The sequence below is a fragment of the Pseudomonas sp. MWU16-30322 genome, from assembly GCF_020515535.1.
Classification (GTDB): Bacteria; Pseudomonadota; Gammaproteobacteria; order Pseudomonadales; family Pseudomonadaceae; genus Aquipseudomonas; species Aquipseudomonas fluorescens_H.
This window is the reverse complement of sequence record NZ_JAIWYL010000004.1, coordinates 515,972-533,934: the sequence shown is the minus strand read 5'-3', so window position 1 is coordinate 533,934 and position 17,963 is coordinate 515,972. Positions and strand designations below refer to the sequence as shown.

Below are 17,963 nucleotides of genomic sequence, written 5' to 3'. Positions count from 1 at the left end.
GGACAGGCCACATTTTCGGAGAGCTTTCTAAACGTGGTCTGTCCCCATTTACCTATACCTATATAGATCAAGATATTACGATCACCCGAAGGGTGCGTATGGTGTATCGCAAAAATGCTGGGATTTAAGGGCGGAATACAGTCGTAAAAACACAGTGAATTTAAGGACAGGCACCGACTAGAGGGTCAAATCCTTCGCCAGCGGCTTGGCCGATGGCAAAAGTAGCCAGAAAGTAGCGCAAAGATAGCAATTGAGAGCAGACAAGTAGCAGTTCGGTAGCAGCCGGATAGCCGAAAAGAAGCAACAGCTTGACGGATAAAACAACACCGGCGCGAGGCCGGTGTCAGTGGAACAAGATCAAGCCGAAACATTTCTACAGCTCACCAGACCTCATGGGTCTCCGCTCTGTAATTATTTTCAATACGCTCAACAAGCAATGGCGCACTAATAATTCCTCTTGTGGAATGCTTCAGCTCTTCCGAGCTAATATCTCTCTCCAGCCGAAGTGCTTCGCTTCCATTCCACAGCCAAATAGAGCCTCCCGGCCCGCCATTCCTGGAGCGGAACGTAGGAAACACTTGTAACCTTTCGGGAACCGGAACATTTGCCACAACGGATAGAAGGCCTTGATTTACCGCACTTTGAACAACAAAGAATGCGGAAAATTGTGGTTCACCATCAACCACAACCGAAAAATCTTTTGGTTGTTCATTATGGAATCCGGGAAAAATACGAATTAAAAAACCAAATTCCGGATGCTTATGAGTAACTTGCGCATATGCAACACCCTGCGAGGTTAATACCTGCAAAATGTCGCCCAGCTTTACCTTCTTAGCCATTTAAAATCCTTCATATCCAGCTTTTTTTCAGCAACTCGGCGCCGCGAATCAAACCCTGCTTATACTTAGTCGGGTTTTTGACAGACGATATAGAGTTGATCTTATTGATTAACGTGCCGCCATTTTTACCAAGGCCATGGTAATCGATCAGTGTTTGCTCGACTGCCCGTGCGTCGGCACGTGAAAGGTTCTGTAAACCCTCTATTCTGTCAATCGTGATGCCTTTTTGTCTGAGGTGAGCTTGACCGCGTTTAACTATGTCGTCGGTTATTCCAACGTAACGAGTCACGCCATCAACAACGCAGTTATAAACACAGGTCTTTCCGCCTATGGTTAACGGGGACAGTCCACATTTTCGGAGTGCTTTCTAAACGTGGTCTGTCCCCGTTTACTCGTCAATTATTTCACGCCATAGTAACTGTAAAGATCGGCATCAGGCCAAAATTCGTCATATGCGGTTAATGTGCTTCGCAGGGCCTCGGCCCGAGGATCCTCAGAAGGATTCATCTTTGAAATTACAAATTCTTTAATTTCGGGCCACTGAAGCTCACGCATACAAAATGCCACAACTTCAAATGGCGAGCTCCTAGACATTAAAATCAACTTAAATCTATCTATAAAATCTTCTTTATAGTCAGGATGTTTTTTTATAAATTTCAAAATACTTAACAAGGACATCTCGTAGGAAATTTCTAGCTCTTCACCAAAAGCGGCCATAGCCATATCGCAAAGCTCAACAAACTTTTTAATAACGTCATTCATTTCGGCACCCAGGCTTCTTTTCTGGAATTACTAGGATCTGGCACCCATACTTTTTCTATATATTTCCCTCCCACATTAACAGTTTACGGGGACAGACCACATTTACGCTACCTCGGTAAAAAACAAACAGATCTATTATTTCCTCGTTGAATCAAGTGCAGTGGTACGCCTGACATCAAAACTCGGGTTCTACGCGGCATCAATGAATCCTTTCAAATGGTCGAACTGAAAGCTTAGCTCGCGCCAAGACTCAAATGACGGCAAAATTTTAAGTATTGTTTCAGCCAACTATATTAACGTGGCCTGTCACTATTTACCCCCTGAAGTACCAGCCAACGGTGGCTTCGGCGTAAGGTTAGCCCCCTCTTTTGCTCCGTTAGTTTATCGAGATTTCCTCCAACTCAACTCCCCTCAACTGAGTTTCCTCTAGCACTGAAAAATCATCAGAATTGTCATGTAATCCATGGGACACTACAAAACTCTTGCCGCCTGTAAAAATAAAACGCAAGCCAACTTCACTTGGGCGCTGATTCTCTATCGCACTCATGTGCACACGCTTAAGTATCGTTACATTGCTTACACAACCGCCGATCAATCGCCTCCAAAAAACAGTAGAGAACCTTCCAGACTCAGAGATAGCGAACAGTTCTTCATCACTTTCCAAAGAGGCCGGACCTTGACCCGCAACCCTCGCTGCTTCATCCCAAACGATGACACTATTCAGAGAAGGATCACTAGAAAAACCAAGAATTACGCCATCCTCAAAATATACAGCTAAAGGTCCGGCAGTTAATGAGAAGGCTAACTCATCATCGATACCACACTGCGCAGAAATTTCCGAGGCAGGCCACCAGCTATACCTAACAAGCTTGGAGACTGACTTGCCAGTGAGCTGTCGAAGAAGCTCAATTGTCATAGACGGTATCATTGAAGTCATATGCTAAGCACCTATTTAAACGGACCATTCTTCTGTGCTGCCTGAATCAACAAATCGATCATTCGAAGATTATTTTTTGACGGTGCAGCGTTAAAATTAACGGCAAGCGGATCAGCAACCACGACACGCCCTTCGTTGCTAATAAGGAACTGCAGGTCGTTGATCTGGATATTGTTATTTACGAGTTTATCTCGAATACCTTTCAGATCTGAAATGCTTTGTTGATTGAGGAGTGGCGAATCCCCAACAATGCGCACCTTTCCGTCCATCAGCCTCACGACATCTTTTGACCCTTGAGCAAACTGGTCCATCAGCATGCCGGGGGTTCCGTCAACACTCACGGCTTGAGGATTCACTGTAGGAATTCCCGAATCATGCAGCTTTCCGAGCATATAAATTTCATCGGAAATCGCCTGCGAATTCGTTCCATTACGCAAGACGCCAACAGCTTGATTGTCTCCATAGCCATAAACATCCTTATTACCGCCGCGTCCTAGCAAGTCTCCAAGATCAGCACGACCAATATTCGAACCTGCAATGACATCAGTACTTTTTGCACCTGACGCTGCCGGCCCAACAACCGCCCCAATCTCCTCAGCCGTTAGCTTAACCCCGGTTTTCGCTTCGATCTCCATCAAACCGCGGAGATCACTCAGTTCCTTGGTCGCCGCTCCTCCGGCTGCGACCCCCAACCCGACGGGAAGTGCCTCCGACATCCCTGCATCAGCAGCCCAGATCGCGACTTCGTTCGCGCACAGCACTGGGTTCGCTGCACAAGTAGCTGCACCTCTCGTGGCAAACTGTCCAAGCAAACCAATAGCTTCCGGCGCAAGAGCAATGATCCCCGCTGCAGCCAGCAATTTCACAGCATTAGCCGGATCCCCTTTCGGAAGGTGGTCGAGGACCGTTCGCGTCCTGGCGTTGGTCGAGTCGGCGATATTGCTATGGAGGAATTGATCCGTAATCCCCGTTTTGTCATTTTGCCAAAGTTCGTTTAATGCAAGAGAGCCTTCATCAATCTCAGCCTTGATCTTCGCGCAATCACCGGTCGCCCAACAGTTATTGAGGCGCGCCGTGTTATCCGCATCACGCTTGGCAAACTCAGCTCGAACCGCATCACAGTTGTCTTTACATTCCTTGAGCGCCTTTTCCAGGTCTTTTACATCCTGATGGCTCAAGTAGTTATATTGAGTACCACTCTGCGCGATCGATGACCCTAGCTGCAGCTTGTCGGCATCGGCATTCGGATCCTGAACAGCGGTCGTCAATACCCCGATCAGTTGCGAGTTCATCAACAACAATCGTTCTCTATCGTCCTTCGACATTCCGGAATACGCCGATGCCAGGTCGTCAACCAACGCTTCGTTGACTCCGGCTGCCAAGGCGCCCGTTTTGAAGTCCCCACCTGAGGCCAGTGAGCTCAAGCCCCCCATCAGCGCATGCAGGCCTATCTTCTCCAGACCACCGTCCTGCAAATAGTTGCTCACCCCGATATCACCCACTAGGTTGAAACCATAGGCGGTAAACGCATTCACCAGGCTTTTTTGCACCGCATCACTCAAGCTGCCTTCACGGCCCAGGGCTTTGTTGAGCAATGCCGAGGTGGAATTTTGCAACAACTGGTTTTCGGTAAAGTGCGCGATACCTTGCAGGCTGCTCAGACCACCGGAATCGGCGACGATAACTTTGCCGGTATTGGCCAATGCGCCTTTGGTAGATTCCGTTAGCGCGGGGGATGTACCGGTCGTGCTGCTGGTCCAGTCATTGAAAAAACCGGTGGTCAGACCCGCAGTTCCTCCGGCCACAATGTAATTTTTCAGGTTGTCGGCACTGAAGGTTTCTTTGAGCGCCGCTCCGAGATTGCCTTTGTTGTTAATGGTGCTGACGGCCGCCGTGCTGGCTGCCGAAGTGATCATCGCGGTAAGTGCCGCGTTCGCCCAACCTGCTGCCACTGCTTCGCTGGTGGCTGTCGCGGCCAAACCAGCGGACATCGCTGTGCCGGAACCAGCAGTCGCACCCGCCCCCACAAGGCCTGAAGCCGCACCAGCCGTGAAGTAGGTGACGATGATTATGACGATGATCATCGCAGGGCCACCCAGTCCAGAATGGCTTTCATTCCAGCGGTCGTGCAGCTCTTGGACTTGACGCCAATCCACATCAGTTCGCGCTTCGGCGTCTTTCAACCAGGCCATACTCGGGTCGGCTTGCACCATGGCGTCGATTGCTTGACTGACGCTTTGCTGGTTGATCTGTTTGATGTCTATGTGAAGCCCGTCAACCGCTTTAATAAGCGTCTGACCTTTGGCAATCAGTCGGCTTTGGCGCAGAGTTTCGTCAACCTGGCCTTTGCTTTCCATGCTGGTCCACGCCGCACTACTGCTGCTCTTGTCGTGGCTTTCCTGATGGGAATCTTTCACTGCCTCAAAGGTGATGCTGCCACCGCTATCCAAGGTCAGGTCTTTACCACTGTCGAGCTTCGCCACCTGATAGCGCTGGTCTCCCTCGCTAACCAGCGTGAGATTGCCCCCAGTCTTGATCTCGCTACCCACATGAGTGATCTGGGTAACCTCGTCGCGCTTCATTTTCTTGGCGCCGAAACCACCCTTCTCTTTCATGTCATACAGGGTGTAGTCCTTGTTCTGCGCTGCCAGCAGGTTCAGGTCATTACCCGCATACACGTAGGCTTCATTGCCTGCGCTGATCTTGCTCGCGACAAGTGTGGTGTCGCGGCCGGAAGAGGTCTTTACGTCGCCGCCCGCGATGAACTCGGCGGCTTTCTGGACGGTGTGGTTATCTTCTTCGTGGACGCGTTTCTTGCCTTTTTTGCTGTTGGTCTCGACATTGTGTTCGTCACTCGCCGAAGCCATGTTCAAGTCTTGTTTCGCGTCGGCAAGCAGATCGCCTTTAGCTTCGGCAGTACTGCCGAGGACGTTGATGTCGCGCCCGGCGTCGAGTTTCAGGTTGCCGCCGCTCTTCACGGTGGACGCTAGATTTTCCACCGTTGTAGTGACGGTCGAGCGATGCCCGCCGTTCTCGATTTTGTGGATCTCGTTGACGTCCTGAACCGCCAGCAAGTTGATGTCGCGAGTCGCGCTCAAGTTTGCATCGGCGCCGCTGGTGATCGTGCCGGAGTTGGTCAAGTCATTGCCGGACTTGATGCTCAGCGTATCGCGGGCGCTAATGTTGCCGCCTTCGTCAAGGGCAGTGCGCATCCCCTGCCCCGGGCTGTAAGTCACGGCGGTTCGGTCGTTGACAATGTCACCCTTGAGGGTGCTCAGGCTGAGCTGATTACCGCGTATATCACCGGCCAGCGCATTACGGATGCTGTCGGTGGCCATCACGCTCAGGCGTTCGTTGGCCTCGACCAGGCCGCCGTTATAAAGGCTGCCTTTCACATCTGCCGAGAGGTTGTTTGTGGCACGCAGAGTGCCGACGTTGACCAGGTCATTGCCGGCGATCATTTGCAGATCACGCCCCTGAATCAGGCTACCGCCTCGCACGTTTCGGGATTCGGCCTGAGCCAGATAAAGCACTGGCACAAGTACTTTCTGACCGTCGATGACGCGCTCTTCCATCCAGACGATGTCATGCGTCAGCGCCGCCACCTGCTCGGACGTCAGGGTGACTCCCACCGCCAGATTCAGCTCATTTTTACTGGCGAGCGCGTTGTCCATCAGGTAACGGAATTGCTCGTAATCGTTGTTCAAGCCGCCGGCCAGAAAACGCTGGCCGGTCTGAGCCAGTACCGCATCGCTGATCAAGCGCGATTCGTAGTGGCCGTCGCCGAGGCGGCGCGCGGCTTCATCAGCGCTGAAATCGAGTTTGCCGAGCAGGTAGTCGGAACTCATGAATGCCGCGGTCTGGGTCAGCTCAGGGTTTGTTTCGATCAGATAACGACTTTGTGGACTCTGGCTCTGCACGAACATGCCGTACGGGCCTTTCGGAAGCCTGAAAGTCGAAGACGCGGTTGGATCTACGGCAGCAAACGGCACCCCACGGAAATCAACCGGGACGAAGCTGATCTGCTTCACGCCATCCGCATCCACCTTTTCGATGCGAGTGACGTCCTTCGCGACCTGAACGCTGGCGTTGCTGCTGCGCTTGCCCAGATTGATATCGACGACACCCACACCGGTCGCTTTTTCGCTGTCCAGATTTCCGGTGAGTTGATCGTAAGTATTGTTGTAGAGCTTGCCGTTCTGGATCGAGTCGGTGACGTCAAGGCTTACCGTTCCTCCCGCCTGCAGGGTGGCCGGATACAAGGTGTTGCCATTGGGAGACCAGTCTATGTGTACATTGGCGGGGTGAGAAAAGCGACTGTCATTGGTAACGGCGACCAACTCGTTGAAGCGTGCCTCATCGAAATGTCCCTGCTGCGTCTGCGCATTGAATGCCGGGACTTCGACGAACTCCATGCGATCCCATAAGCTATTATCGATCTTGCCAGGCGTGCCGATCGTTTCTGTCGAAGTGCCAGAGCGCGATGCCGCGCCAAGGTTTAACAAGCGGTCGGCCGTTACCGTGAGATTGCCGTTGGCAGCCATCATGCTGTAGCGGTTTTCTACGCTGCCGGCATGAATCGTCAGGTTTTTGCCCGCGACGAAGCGCGATGCAGTCGAGTCTTTGAGGACCACTTCGTTATAGGTCCGATCAATGATGATCGTGCCTCTTTTCCAGCCATCATGGCCACCGCAGTGCTGCCCGCAAATCCATCTGATGGAGCCGGAACTGCCGCCCTGCGTCATTTCGAAAACCGACTTGGCGTTCTCCACCGACACCGCATTGATGTCGACATCCCCCTCGCCCTCAATCGTCCCTGACAAGTTGCTGAACAACGTAGCCCGACCACCGCCCACAGCGTCGAACGACAGATTGCCACGGCTATAAATATCGCCGTAATAGTTGCTCAAGCTGTTGCCATGCAACTTCATCGAGCCACCGCTGAACAGCAGCGTATCGGCTACATTGGAGATACCGTCGGTAGCGTTGAGTTCGAGATTGCCTTGGGCGCCGAGGGTACCTTTGTTATTGACCTGCGCAGCCGTCACCGTGAGGTTCTGGTTGGCGATCAGCCTACCGAGGTTGTCCAGCGTGCCGCGCAAGGTCATGACGGTATCGCCGCCGCTGACCAGCCGACCGTCCTGTTGAATCACGTCGTTGGCGTTGATGCTGAGCTTCTGCTGAGCCGATACTCGACCGCTGTTGATCAGGTTGCCGCCAAGGGTCAGCGTCAGATCGCCATCGCTGAGCAGTTGTCCGGCGTTCGTCAGGTTGGCGACATTCAGGCTCAGTGCCGAAGCGCTGGCGATGCGGTCGTCGGCGTTGAGGGTCAGGCTCTGAGCGCTGGTGTAGGTCAAGCCACCGTTGAGTTGCCAGTTGCCGACGCCGATGACTGAGCCGACGTCCCATACGCCTTTACCCAAACCGGTGAGGCTGCCCTGCTCTCCAGCAAGATTACTCAGATCCAGATCGAACAGGCCAGCCGCCGCGTGGCGTACGCTTCCGCTGAAGTTGTTGAGTTGGGCTGCACCTAACTCAAGATCCTGACTGCCAATTTCGATTACGCCGCCCTGATTGTTCAGGTTACCGGTCAGTTTGAGCTGACTGGATGCCCCACCGAGTGCTCGAACCTGGCCGCCGGCGCTGTTATCCAACTCGCTGGCAGTGAGTTTCAGATGGGTTGCCGATTCAATCAGGCCACCCTGATTGAGAATCTGCCCCGCCGCGTCGAGCCTCAGCTGATTGCCACTGATCTCGCCGCCAGTGTTGTCCAGGCTGCTGCCAGTGAAGATTACTTGATCCTTGCCGAACAGTTTGCCCGCGCGGTTGGTCAGACGCGAAACAGTGAGTTTCAAGTCATCTGACAGGCTGGAAATCAGCCCGGCCTTGTCGTTGACTGCGCTGTTGTCAAGGTGGCCGCTGGTGATTTCCAAAGAGTCGGCTTGCACCGTCCCGCCCTGATTCTGCAAGGTGCCGCTACCGAGGGCCAGTTCCGCGTAACTGCCGTTGGCGAGGATCAGACCCTGCTGATTCAGGAGGGTCTTGCCAGTGATTTTCAGGCCGCCACTGCTGGCGACGATCTGGCCGGCATCGTTGTTGTTTATCGAAGTGCCGGTGATGTCCAGACGCTTGCCGCGCAAGGTACCGCCACGGTTGTCCAGCGCAGTGAAGTCCTCGAGCAGCAAGCGTTGTTCACCGGCATCAACCACACCGGTCACGTTGCTGAAGACACCGGAGATGTTCAATGCGACATCGCCGCCATTACCGACAATGCCACCCTTATCGTTATTGGTCAGTTGCGTGGCGGTGATGTCGATGGTTTTGCCGAGCAGGACGCCGGCGCTGTTATCGACGGCATCGCTTTCGATGTGCAGGCCGACATCACTCTGGATACGGCCTTTGTTGTTGAGCAGTTGTGACTGGCCGGGAGCGGTCTGTTTGAGGATCAGCCGAGCCCCGTCAACACCCGCAGCCAACAGACCGTTGTCACTGTTATCAAGGCTGGCAGCGTGCAGGTTCAGACCATCACTGATCATGCGCCCGCCACGGTTGTCGACATGTCCTTCCTTGGCCACCACCAACAACTGCTGAGCGGCAACTACGCCGCCCCGGTTATCGAAAGAACGGGTGTAAACATCCACGTCACCTTGGCTGGCTTGCAGCCGACCCAAGGCGTTGTTCAGGTGCTGCTGAACCGTCAGCGAGAGCGTGCCGTTTTCTGCGCTAATGGTGCCGTCGTTGTTGCCGGTGAGATGGGTCAGACTTGCATCGAGCACACCGCCCAGCAGCTTGCCACCCGAGTTTTCCAGATCCTGTGCGGTCAGTTTAAGGCGATCGTTGCCTTGAATCAGACCCTGGCTGTTATCAATGTCTGCGCTGGTGATGACAGTGTCAGCGGACGAAATCGTTCCCTGAGTATTTTCGAGCGCGCCGCGGCTGGTCATCTCAATGGTTTTACCGGTGAGACTGGCGTTGCGGTTGTTGATGCGTTGGGCAGCGACAGACAGTTGAGTCGATGCTTGTACCTTACCGTCGTGGTTATCCAGATCCTGCGCCAACGCCAGCTCGACAGCGCCGTTTTCGGCACTGATCACACCTTTGGTGCTGTTATCGAGGCGCGCCGCCGTGATCCTCATTTGATCAGCCGCCAGCGTACCGCCCCGATTGAGCAATTCGCCTCCTGACACTGCCAATGTGGTTTTCGCCTGAATTTTGCCTTTGCCGTTGTCCAGCCGTTCACGGGCGAAAACCTTGGCTTCGCTCTCACTGGCGCCGATCAGGCCGCGGCTGTTGTCGATCTGGCTAGCCTCTATGTCCAGTTGCCCGGCAATGATTTTGCCATCGGCGTTCTGCAGCTCTCGGGTATTAAGCTTGAAACTGCCGCCGGCCACTTCGATACGGCCCTGACGGTTGTCGAGACTGTCGACCGACAGCGTCGTCAACTGTCCATCGGCAAAGCGGATCAGGCCGTCGAGGTTGACGATCGCCGGGGCACTAAACGCAAGAACGGTTTCCCCATAAATGCGTGCATTGAGGCCTTGGTTGACCAGTCGAGCCGCGCTCAAAGTAACGTTCTGTGCCTGGATGATGCCGTTCTGGTTATCGAGCACACCAGCAGCGGTAACGTTCAGGGAACGGCTGGCCAACACACTGCCGCTGTTGCTCACGGAATCGCTGTTGATGGACAGATCGCCGTTGGCATTCCGACTGTTGTCGGGGCTGACCCCGGCTTCGATCACCCCGTTGTTGGTTAACTTGCCGCCGCTGGTCAGGTGCACGCTATCGCGGGCGGCAAAGCTCTGGTGGTTGACCAACTGCTCAGCAGTCTGCACCGCCAGTTGCGTGCCGGCATAAACGGGGCCTTGGGCATCAAGACTTTTAGCCATGATATCGACGGCACTGCTGGCGGTAGCTTTGGCCATGCTCAACTGGCCATTGGCGTCGATCTGAATATCGCCAGCGCTGGCCGCCAGTTCACCTGCCAGTTTCACACCGACACCCGCCTCGGTACCGACCAGTTTGATCGTCCCGGCGTACATGCCGCCAAGCGCCGAAGAATCGATGGCCAGTTGCGGTTTGGCGCTGCCGTCATCGGCGCGCGCGGTGGCGGTGAGCGTATCGACGTTGACGTCGTTGCGCCCAGTGGTGATGTTCAGGCGTCTTGCGTGAATCTGCGCATTGATCTGCGCGCTGCGGGTGATGATTTCAAAGCTGTCGACAGCGCTCGCATCCAGACCTTTGCCATCGATGGAAACGTTGCCCTGATCGACCTGAAAACGATCCAGCCGACCCCCGCCGTCAAGTACCGGTTTACCGGTGGTCAAGGTCACGCGCGGCGTGTTGATAAAGCCGCAACCGTTACAACTGATGCCGTACGGGTTGGCAACGATCACGCGGGCCGATTGCCCGGCAACTTCGGTATAGCCGCGCAATTGGCTCGGACTTCCGCCGTTGACTTCGTTGAGAATGGTTTGTGCGGCGACCCCACGCAAATTCTGGTTGCCGAGAATGATCCCGCCCATCTGCGTGAGTTGGGTGCGACTTGTCGCGTTGTTGAGGATGACGCCTTGGGCGTCAACGTTGTAATCGTGAAACTGGTTGTGCGACAGGCCCGCGCCATTGGGCGCGGCGATATTGACGATCGGCACGCCATTGCCGGCGCGGTCAAGCGTGGTGCCCGGCGCGTTGACCACGATCCCGTCTGCCTGCGCCCACATCGGTTGCCAGAACATGACGTTGGCCAACAGAAACGCGAGACCGCGTTTCGGCATACCAAGGAAGTGTTCGTGGTTTTTTACGGCAGCAGAAGGCTGACTGGCCAGGAAGGCCAGTTGGCGAATAAACATAAAAGAATCTCGGATCGGGCAGGTATTAGAGGAAGAAATCCAGGCGGAAATAGATCGGCGCTTCGCGCTCGGTCAGCACATCCGGGCGTTCCAGGGAATGGGCAAAAGTCACGCTGGCAGCCACATGCTCGCCACGGGCGAACAGTTCCAGCGAGTTGCTCGACATGCGCCCGTGCTGATCGCCGTTGTAGCGGTCGCCGCGAATCACGCCCTGGTCGTAACCGAGACTGGTGCCGTATTCAGCGAACACCGGGCGCAGCCATTCGACGTTGATCGGACGGCTCCAGCGCAGATCGTTGCGCCAGTAGCCGCCGCTGTCGCCGGATAACGACTGATCCTTGTAGCCACGGATCGACGACAGCCCGCCGAGGCTGGTGCGTTGTGAACTGAACAGCACGTCCTCGCTGCGCTGGCCGGTCATCAGGCTGCTGAAGGTGAAGGATTCGCCCCACACCTTGAACGGTTGCAGGTAGCTAAGGGTCGCGGTGTATTTGCGGTAGCGTGCGTCCGGTTCGCCCGGGCCCGGATCGTGGCTGCCCTGCGCGTCGAACGCGCCGATGCCTTCCTGCATGCCGGCGTCGAAGTTGACGAAGGCGCTGCCGATGCGGCGACCGTGGTTGAAACCGAACTGCGCTTCGCTGATGCGGTTGCTGCTCAGCTTGAGCTTGCTGTCTTCGATGTAGTTGTTGGTGCGCAGGTAGGACAGGCCGGCGCTGAGCGAGGTCTTGCTCACCGAGTCGCGATGGATCACCCGTTCGGCGCGCAGCTGATGGTTTTCGCTGTCGCCGGTCTGCTTGAAGTTGTAGCCGTTGGCGGCGATCTGCGAGCGGTAGTCACTCTGGCTGTAGGTGTAGCTGAAGTTCCACCAGCCCCACGGCAGGTTGTAATTGAGCATGGCGTTGCTGGAGGTGTGCTGGTGGTCGGTCATTGCATCGTGACCGCCGCGCAGGCTCAACTGATCGGCCATGCCCAGCGGGCTGTCCCAATCGAAAGTGGTGCCCCACTGCTGTTCACCGGTGCTGCGCTGGCCGTCGTTGCTGCGCGACAGTCCGGCACGCCATGGCTTCTGCGGCGTATTGGTGACCAGCACTTCACTGCCGCCGACGTTCTTGCCCGGCGCCAGTTCCATCTTGGCCTGATTGGACGGCAGGCGATTGAGCTGATCGACCATCTGCTCGATCTCGCGCAGGTTGACCAGATCACCGGACTTGCCGGGAAACGCCATCGCCAGTTCACGCTCCGAAAGCTTGCTGTTCTCGGCGCCCTTCATGCCTTCGAGCTTGCCTTCGACCACCAGCACTTTCAGATGCCCGCCAGACAGATCCTGCTGCGGCAGGTAGGCGCGGCTGGTGACCAGGCCTTTCTCGATGTAATGGTCGGTGATGACTTTCAGCAGCTCGTTGAGCTGCGGTACACCGAGGCACTGGTCGATGTAGGGCTTGAGCAGACGGGTTCTGTCGCTGTCGGACAGACTGTCGGCGCCCTTGAGCTCGATGTCCTTGATCGGGAAACAACGGGTGTCGGTGGGCGCCGCTGGTTGCGCCGGACCTGCCTCTTTGCCGGGCAGATTTTTCAGGTCTTCAAGACGCCGCTGCTGCTCTTCGAGCAAGCGATTCTGGCGATCGCGGATCAGGTCGGTTTCACCGGGGGTGGGTGCAGCGAAGGCAATTTGAAGCGGAGACAGGCACAGCAAAGCTACGCACAACCTCGCCGCGAGGGCGGGTGGGTACATGTTCGATCCCTCGATACGGAATGACATCAAAATAGTGGCGCGATATTAGATGGCCATCATTTTGACGTCAAACAATCGTTTCAACCTTTTGTCGGTTTTGTATCAAGGAATTAACAAAAGAAGCGTGTGCCGTTAAGCCATGAAAAAGGGGCGCATCCATTGGCCAGAATGGATGCACCCCTTTCTTGCGCAGACTGACTCAACCGCGAATACGGTGCTCAGTGAACTCGTAGTCTTCCTGGCAATCGCCCGTAGGGTCCTTCGCCACACTGACGTAATGCACCGTGTCGGCATCGATCAGCGTGTAGGTGTAGATGTCGGGCAGGGGCACGCCGGCGGTTCGCAACTCGTTCTTGCCATTGGCCGCCTTCCAGATACCGTGTTCGGTCTGGATCGGCTGGGTCTGCTGGGCATCCCGGAAGAAAGTAATGTTGAAGGTGCCGTCAGGCTTGAAGTTGTTTTTCCAGGACAGGAACTGGCATTTGCCGGTTTCCGCCCGCACACCTTTCCATGAACCGATCAGGGATGGATCGTTGCCCGGTTTGTTGGCGGCACAGCCACCCAGTGTTGCAGCCAGGACGATGAGAGCCAGGCAGAGATTGCGTTTCACTTGGTATTTCCTATCTTCAACTGAATTCAATGCATCGCGTATGCAAGGTCAACCTGCTACAGGAATGCGCTGCTGGGGTTGGGTAACGTCGTAGACGTGCTGCTCGCAGAGATCACCGGAGAACTGGAATTCCACCTGGTACACCTTGCCCTGTTGCGGAGTGAAGGCGCTTTTCAGCGGCCCACAGGTATAAATGCCTGCGTTCACCCGGCTGCTCGAATACCCCGAGACCTCAAACGGCTTGCCGGCATCGGCCTGTGCTTCCAGTTGCGGAAAGCGTTTGACCGTGGCGCTGTTGGCCACTTCGTTGAGTTTGGCGATCCAGCCGAACACCTTGCCACGACCTGAATCCACAACGGTGCCGAGCACTTCCATGCGGCGGTCGGGATCATCGGCGCGGCGAATGGAAAACTCCACCGGATAGGTGCCACCCGATGATTTCATGATGACTTTGGCGTGCTGGGCGTCCACCACCACCTGGTCTTGATGCAACTGGATGCCGTCTTTCAGCAGGCTGGGGGAAGAGTCACGCACATTGGAATGGCAGCCTGGCAGCGCGAGCAGCAGGGTCAACGTCACAAGCACACGTTTATTCACGCAGGAATCTCTATTGAGCAAGCAGGACGGGGAATGACATCAAAACAACGCCGCGATATTAGATGGCCATCATTTTGACGTCAAACCTATGTTGCAACCGTCTGTCAGCGTTCAACGCCTGTCTTCGTCGCCACCTCGTGCGGTGCAAGCAAGCGGCCATCAGCCGACATCAATTGCAGCTTGCGAATCGGCTGGCGATCTTTTGCATCAACCATCACCGAACCCGACTCACCCGGCGCATACAGGTGCTCCCCGCCCCACTGCGACAGCGCGACGATTACCGTCTGCAAGGCCTTGCCGCGTTCGGTCAGCACGTATTCCTTGTAAGCACTGCCATCGGCGGCCGGCACCGTTTGTAGAATCCCCTGCTCCACCAGGGCCTTGAGCCGGGCGCTGAGCATGTTCTTGGCGATGTCCAGATTCTTCTGAAAATCACTGAAGCGGCGGATGCCCTCCAGCGCATCGCGGATGATCAGCAGCGACCACCAGTCGCCGATCAAATCCAGCGTACGGGCGACCGGGCAGGCGTTGCCGTGCAGGCTTTTGCGCTTCACAGGGTGTTTCTCCATCAAAACCGGCGTGTGGTTGCATCTTACAACTGTGACGCTGGAAAAGAACCACACCGCCCTGCCCGGCAATTCAGCACTTGCGTACAAGTGACGGCAGCGATTTGCGCCGATAGTGATCGGCGGCCATTGCGGCATCCGGCCTTCCTGAACGATTGCCCACAGCAAGGAGTTTCCATGAGCACATTCACTACCGATGACGGCACACAGATCTATTTCAAGGACTGGGGCAGCGGCAAACCCGTGTTGTTCAGCCATGGCTGGCCGCTGGATGCCGACATGTGGGAATACCAGATGGAGTACCTGAGCAGTCGCGGCTACCGCACGATTGCCTTCGACCGCCGTGGTTTCGGGCGCTCCGATCAACCGTGGACCGGCTACGACTACGACACCTTTGCCGATGACATCGCGCAACTGATCAAGCACCTCGACCTGCGCGATGTCACGCTGGTCGGCTTCTCCATGGGTGGCGGCGACGTCAGCCGCTACATCGCCCGCCACGGCAGCGAGCGCGTTGCCGGGCTGGTATTGCTCGGGGCGGTGACGCCGCTGTTCGGCAAGAAGGCCGACTATCCGCAAGGCGTCGACCACTCGGTGTTCGACGGGATCAAGGCTGGCCTGCTCAAGGATCGCGCGCAGTTCATCGCGGATTTCGCCGCGCCGTTCTACGGCACCAATCAGGGGCAGACAGTCTCCGACGGCGTGCTCACGCAAACCCTGAACGTCGCCCTGCTCGCCTCGCTGAAAGGCACCGTGGATTGCGTCACCGCATTCTCGCAAACCGACTTCCGTCCGGACATGGCGAAGATCGACGTGCCGACCCTGGTAATCCACGGCGACGGCGATCAGATCGTGCCGTTCGAAACCACCGGCAAGCAAGCCGCCGCCCTGATCAAAGGCGCCGAACTGAAAGTCTATGCCGGCGCCCCCCACGGTTTTGCCGTGACGCACGCCCAGGCGCTGAATGAAGACCTGTTGGCTTTCCTGAACCAATAAAGCCCCACGCTGACCGGGTACAGTCCCGGTCAGCGCACGTTGCGATACAACATCAGCCGCGCGCTTTCGTGCAGTCCCCGAGTCAGCTCCACCAGGCGCTGGAATTCCTCGGGGTTTTGCCCGGCGACGTTATCCAGCGGCGTGCTCGACGCCAGGTCATGCAGGGTCGGCGAGCTGCCGTCATGTTGCATCTGCAGGAGGAAATCCTTGGTCACGCCGCCAATCAACGGGAACGTCCCCTCGCGCAACACCAGCGGCACCACACGCTCACCTTCCGGCGCCGGTTGCTGGATGTCGCGGCCCATTGCGCCGTTGCTGAACGGCACGCCGGCCATCCCCGCCACCGTCGGCAGCAGATCCACCAGCCCCACGGCCTCCTCGATGACCTTCGGCGCCAGCAGCCCCGGGGCGTGAATCAACATCGGCACATGATTGCTTTCCAGGCCCAGTTGCTCGAACGCCGGCGGCATGTGCGGGATCTGGCTGATACGCGTGTTGTGGTCGCCGAAGAACACAAAAATCGTGTTGTCGTAATAGCCGCCAGCCTTGGCCAGCTCGATCAACTTGCCGATATTGAAATCCAGCAGGCGCACCGCGTTGTACTGCTCGACGCTACGCGAACCGGCGGCCTGCACCTGCTCCAGTGACAGGTTGCTGACCTCGAAGCCATCGTTGTCCTTGGGGATGGTGAACGGCCGATGGTTGCCCGAGGTTTGCACGTAAGCGAAGAACGGTCGGTCCTTCGGCAAGTCGCGCAGGATGCGGTCGCTCTCCTTGAACAGATCCAGATCGGAGATACCCCACACGTCCACCAGCGGCGAACGCCAGTCACTTTCCTGATACAGGCGCACGCCGTCGATGCTCTGCTGGATCAGCGCGTTGATATTGGCCCAGCCGGCGTTGCCGCCGATCATGTAGAGCTTCTGGTAATCGGTGAACGCGTTGATCAGCGTGTGCTGACGGGTAATCAGAGGGTAGCGCGTCGCGGTTTCGCGGCGGGTTACGTCGGGAACGCCGGTGATGCTCGCCCACACGGTTTTTGCGGTACCGGTGACCGGCACATAGAAGTGTTTGAAGAACCAGCTGCGGCTCGTCAGTTGATCGAGGTTCGGCGTCGGGTTCAACGGATTGCCGTAGGCGCCGACGGCGCTGGTGCCCAGTGATTCGAGCATGACGAACATCACGTTCGGCGTGCCCTGCAGCCGATACGGCTGCAGACCTTGCTGACGCTCGAACGTCAGGCTTTGAGGGTCCGGTCGATCCACGCCCAGATAGCGGGCAATCAGCGGATAGTGCTCGCGCACCTGCGCCTCATCGAATTGCGCCTGCCCGGTTTTCAGCGTGTCGTACAGGAACAGCACCGGGTTCAGACCGACTGCGGCGATCTGCGCGTTACCGGAAAAGAACGCATCGCTCCAGCGCAGCGGCACCGGATTTTCCAGGTTGAGATTGTCGACACGACCCAGCAGCGCCAGCAGCACCGCGACCACCCCCAGTCCTGTGCCAAATGCCAGCGACGGACGCTGGATAGTCTTGGGTTCACGGGCCAGCGTCGCGCGTTCGAGTTGCAAAAATCCGTAGAAGCAAACGCCCAGCGTCGCCAGCCAGCCGAGGGCGATCCACAGCACCGGATAGGTTTCCCAGACCATCTGCTGCGAGATCTGCGCGTCTTCCAGGTAACGCAGCACCGTGGCGTTGATCCGCACGCCGAGATAGGCGTAATGACCGAAATCGATGATGTACAACAGGCCAATCGCACCGAGCGCCAGCAGCCAGTAAACCCGTGCGACCCGACGCAACCACGGCAACCGCGTGAGGTTCCAGCGCGGTAGCCAGGCCAGCAGCGCCAGTGGCAGGATCAGCAACACGGCGAGGCGCAAGTCGAAACGCAAACCGATGCCCAGGGTTTCACGCAGTGCCGGGTTATCGATGAACTCGCTGGGCGCGATCCCGGAAAACCCCAGCACGAACACCAGCCTGAGCACGGCAAACAACAAAAACGCCAAACCTGCCGCACCCACGCCGTAGCGCAGGCGTCGCGATTGCAACCAGCCCATCATTGACCTCAGTGTCGTTGG

General features: G+C 56.5%; 11 protein-coding genes. 1 reads left to right on the top strand and 10 read right to left on the bottom strand.

The genetic code is table 11. The annotated features are described in order from the left end of the window. Positions 1-380 precede the first annotated feature (380 nt). From LCH64_RS11120 to LCH64_RS11080, 9 genes are all read right to left on the bottom strand, one after another. Positions 381-839: a hypothetical protein gene (locus tag LCH64_RS11120; protein WP_226500276.1), complete on the bottom strand. Its 459-nt coding sequence runs from the start codon at positions 837-839 to the stop codon at positions 381-383. A gap of 10 nt (positions 840-849) precedes the next feature. Further along, entirely contained in the window at positions 850-1,128 is a 279-nt protein-coding gene (locus tag LCH64_RS11115) for a hypothetical protein (protein ID WP_226500275.1), read from the bottom strand. A gap of 110 nt (positions 1,129-1,238) precedes the next feature. Continuing rightward, a complete protein-coding gene (locus tag LCH64_RS11110; protein ID WP_226500274.1) occupies positions 1,239-1,601 on the bottom strand; it encodes a hypothetical protein in 363 nt (120 codons plus the stop codon). Positions 1,602-1,977: 376 nt separating this feature from the next. Further along, complete coding sequence (locus LCH64_RS11105) at positions 1,978-2,517, bottom strand: hypothetical protein (protein ID WP_226500273.1); 540 nt, start codon at positions 2,515-2,517, stop codon at positions 1,978-1,980. Between the two features lie 32 nt (positions 2,518-2,549). Beyond that, entirely contained in the window at positions 2,550-11,384 is an 8,835-nt protein-coding gene (locus LCH64_RS11100) for a DUF637 domain-containing protein (RefSeq protein ID WP_226500272.1), read from the bottom strand. 25 nt (positions 11,385-11,409) lie between these two features. Then, complete coding sequence (locus LCH64_RS11095) at positions 11,410-13,116, bottom strand: ShlB/FhaC/HecB family hemolysin secretion/activation protein (RefSeq protein WP_226500271.1); 1,707 nt, start codon at positions 13,114-13,116, stop codon at positions 11,410-11,412. A gap of 199 nt (positions 13,117-13,315) precedes the next feature. Beyond that, on the bottom strand, positions 13,316-13,726 hold the full coding sequence (locus tag LCH64_RS11090; protein WP_226500270.1) for a hypothetical protein: 411 nt from the start codon (positions 13,724-13,726) through the stop codon (positions 13,316-13,318). 48 nt (positions 13,727-13,774) lie between these two features. After that, positions 13,775-14,323 (bottom strand): hypothetical protein, encoded by a 549-nt coding sequence (locus LCH64_RS11085; RefSeq protein WP_226500269.1) that lies wholly within the window; start codon positions 14,321-14,323, stop codon positions 13,775-13,777. 104 nt (positions 14,324-14,427) lie between these two features. Continuing rightward, complete coding sequence (locus LCH64_RS11080) at positions 14,428-14,877, bottom strand: helix-turn-helix domain-containing protein (RefSeq protein ID WP_201137368.1); 450 nt, start codon at positions 14,875-14,877, stop codon at positions 14,428-14,430. Between the two features lie 189 nt (positions 14,878-15,066). Between LCH64_RS11080 and LCH64_RS11075 the strand changes: the two genes are divergently transcribed. Further along, positions 15,067-15,885 (top strand): alpha/beta hydrolase, encoded by an 819-nt coding sequence (locus LCH64_RS11075; protein WP_226500268.1) that lies wholly within the window; start codon positions 15,067-15,069, stop codon positions 15,883-15,885. 29 nt (positions 15,886-15,914) lie between these two features. On the opposite strand, the gene LCH64_RS11070 is transcribed toward LCH64_RS11075, so the two are convergent. Further along, positions 15,915-17,942 carry an LTA synthase family protein gene (locus tag LCH64_RS11070; protein WP_226500267.1) on the bottom strand — a complete coding sequence of 676 codons (2,028 nt, stop codon included), beginning with the start codon at positions 17,940-17,942 and terminating at the stop codon, positions 15,915-15,917. Positions 17,943-17,963 lie beyond the last annotated feature (21 nt).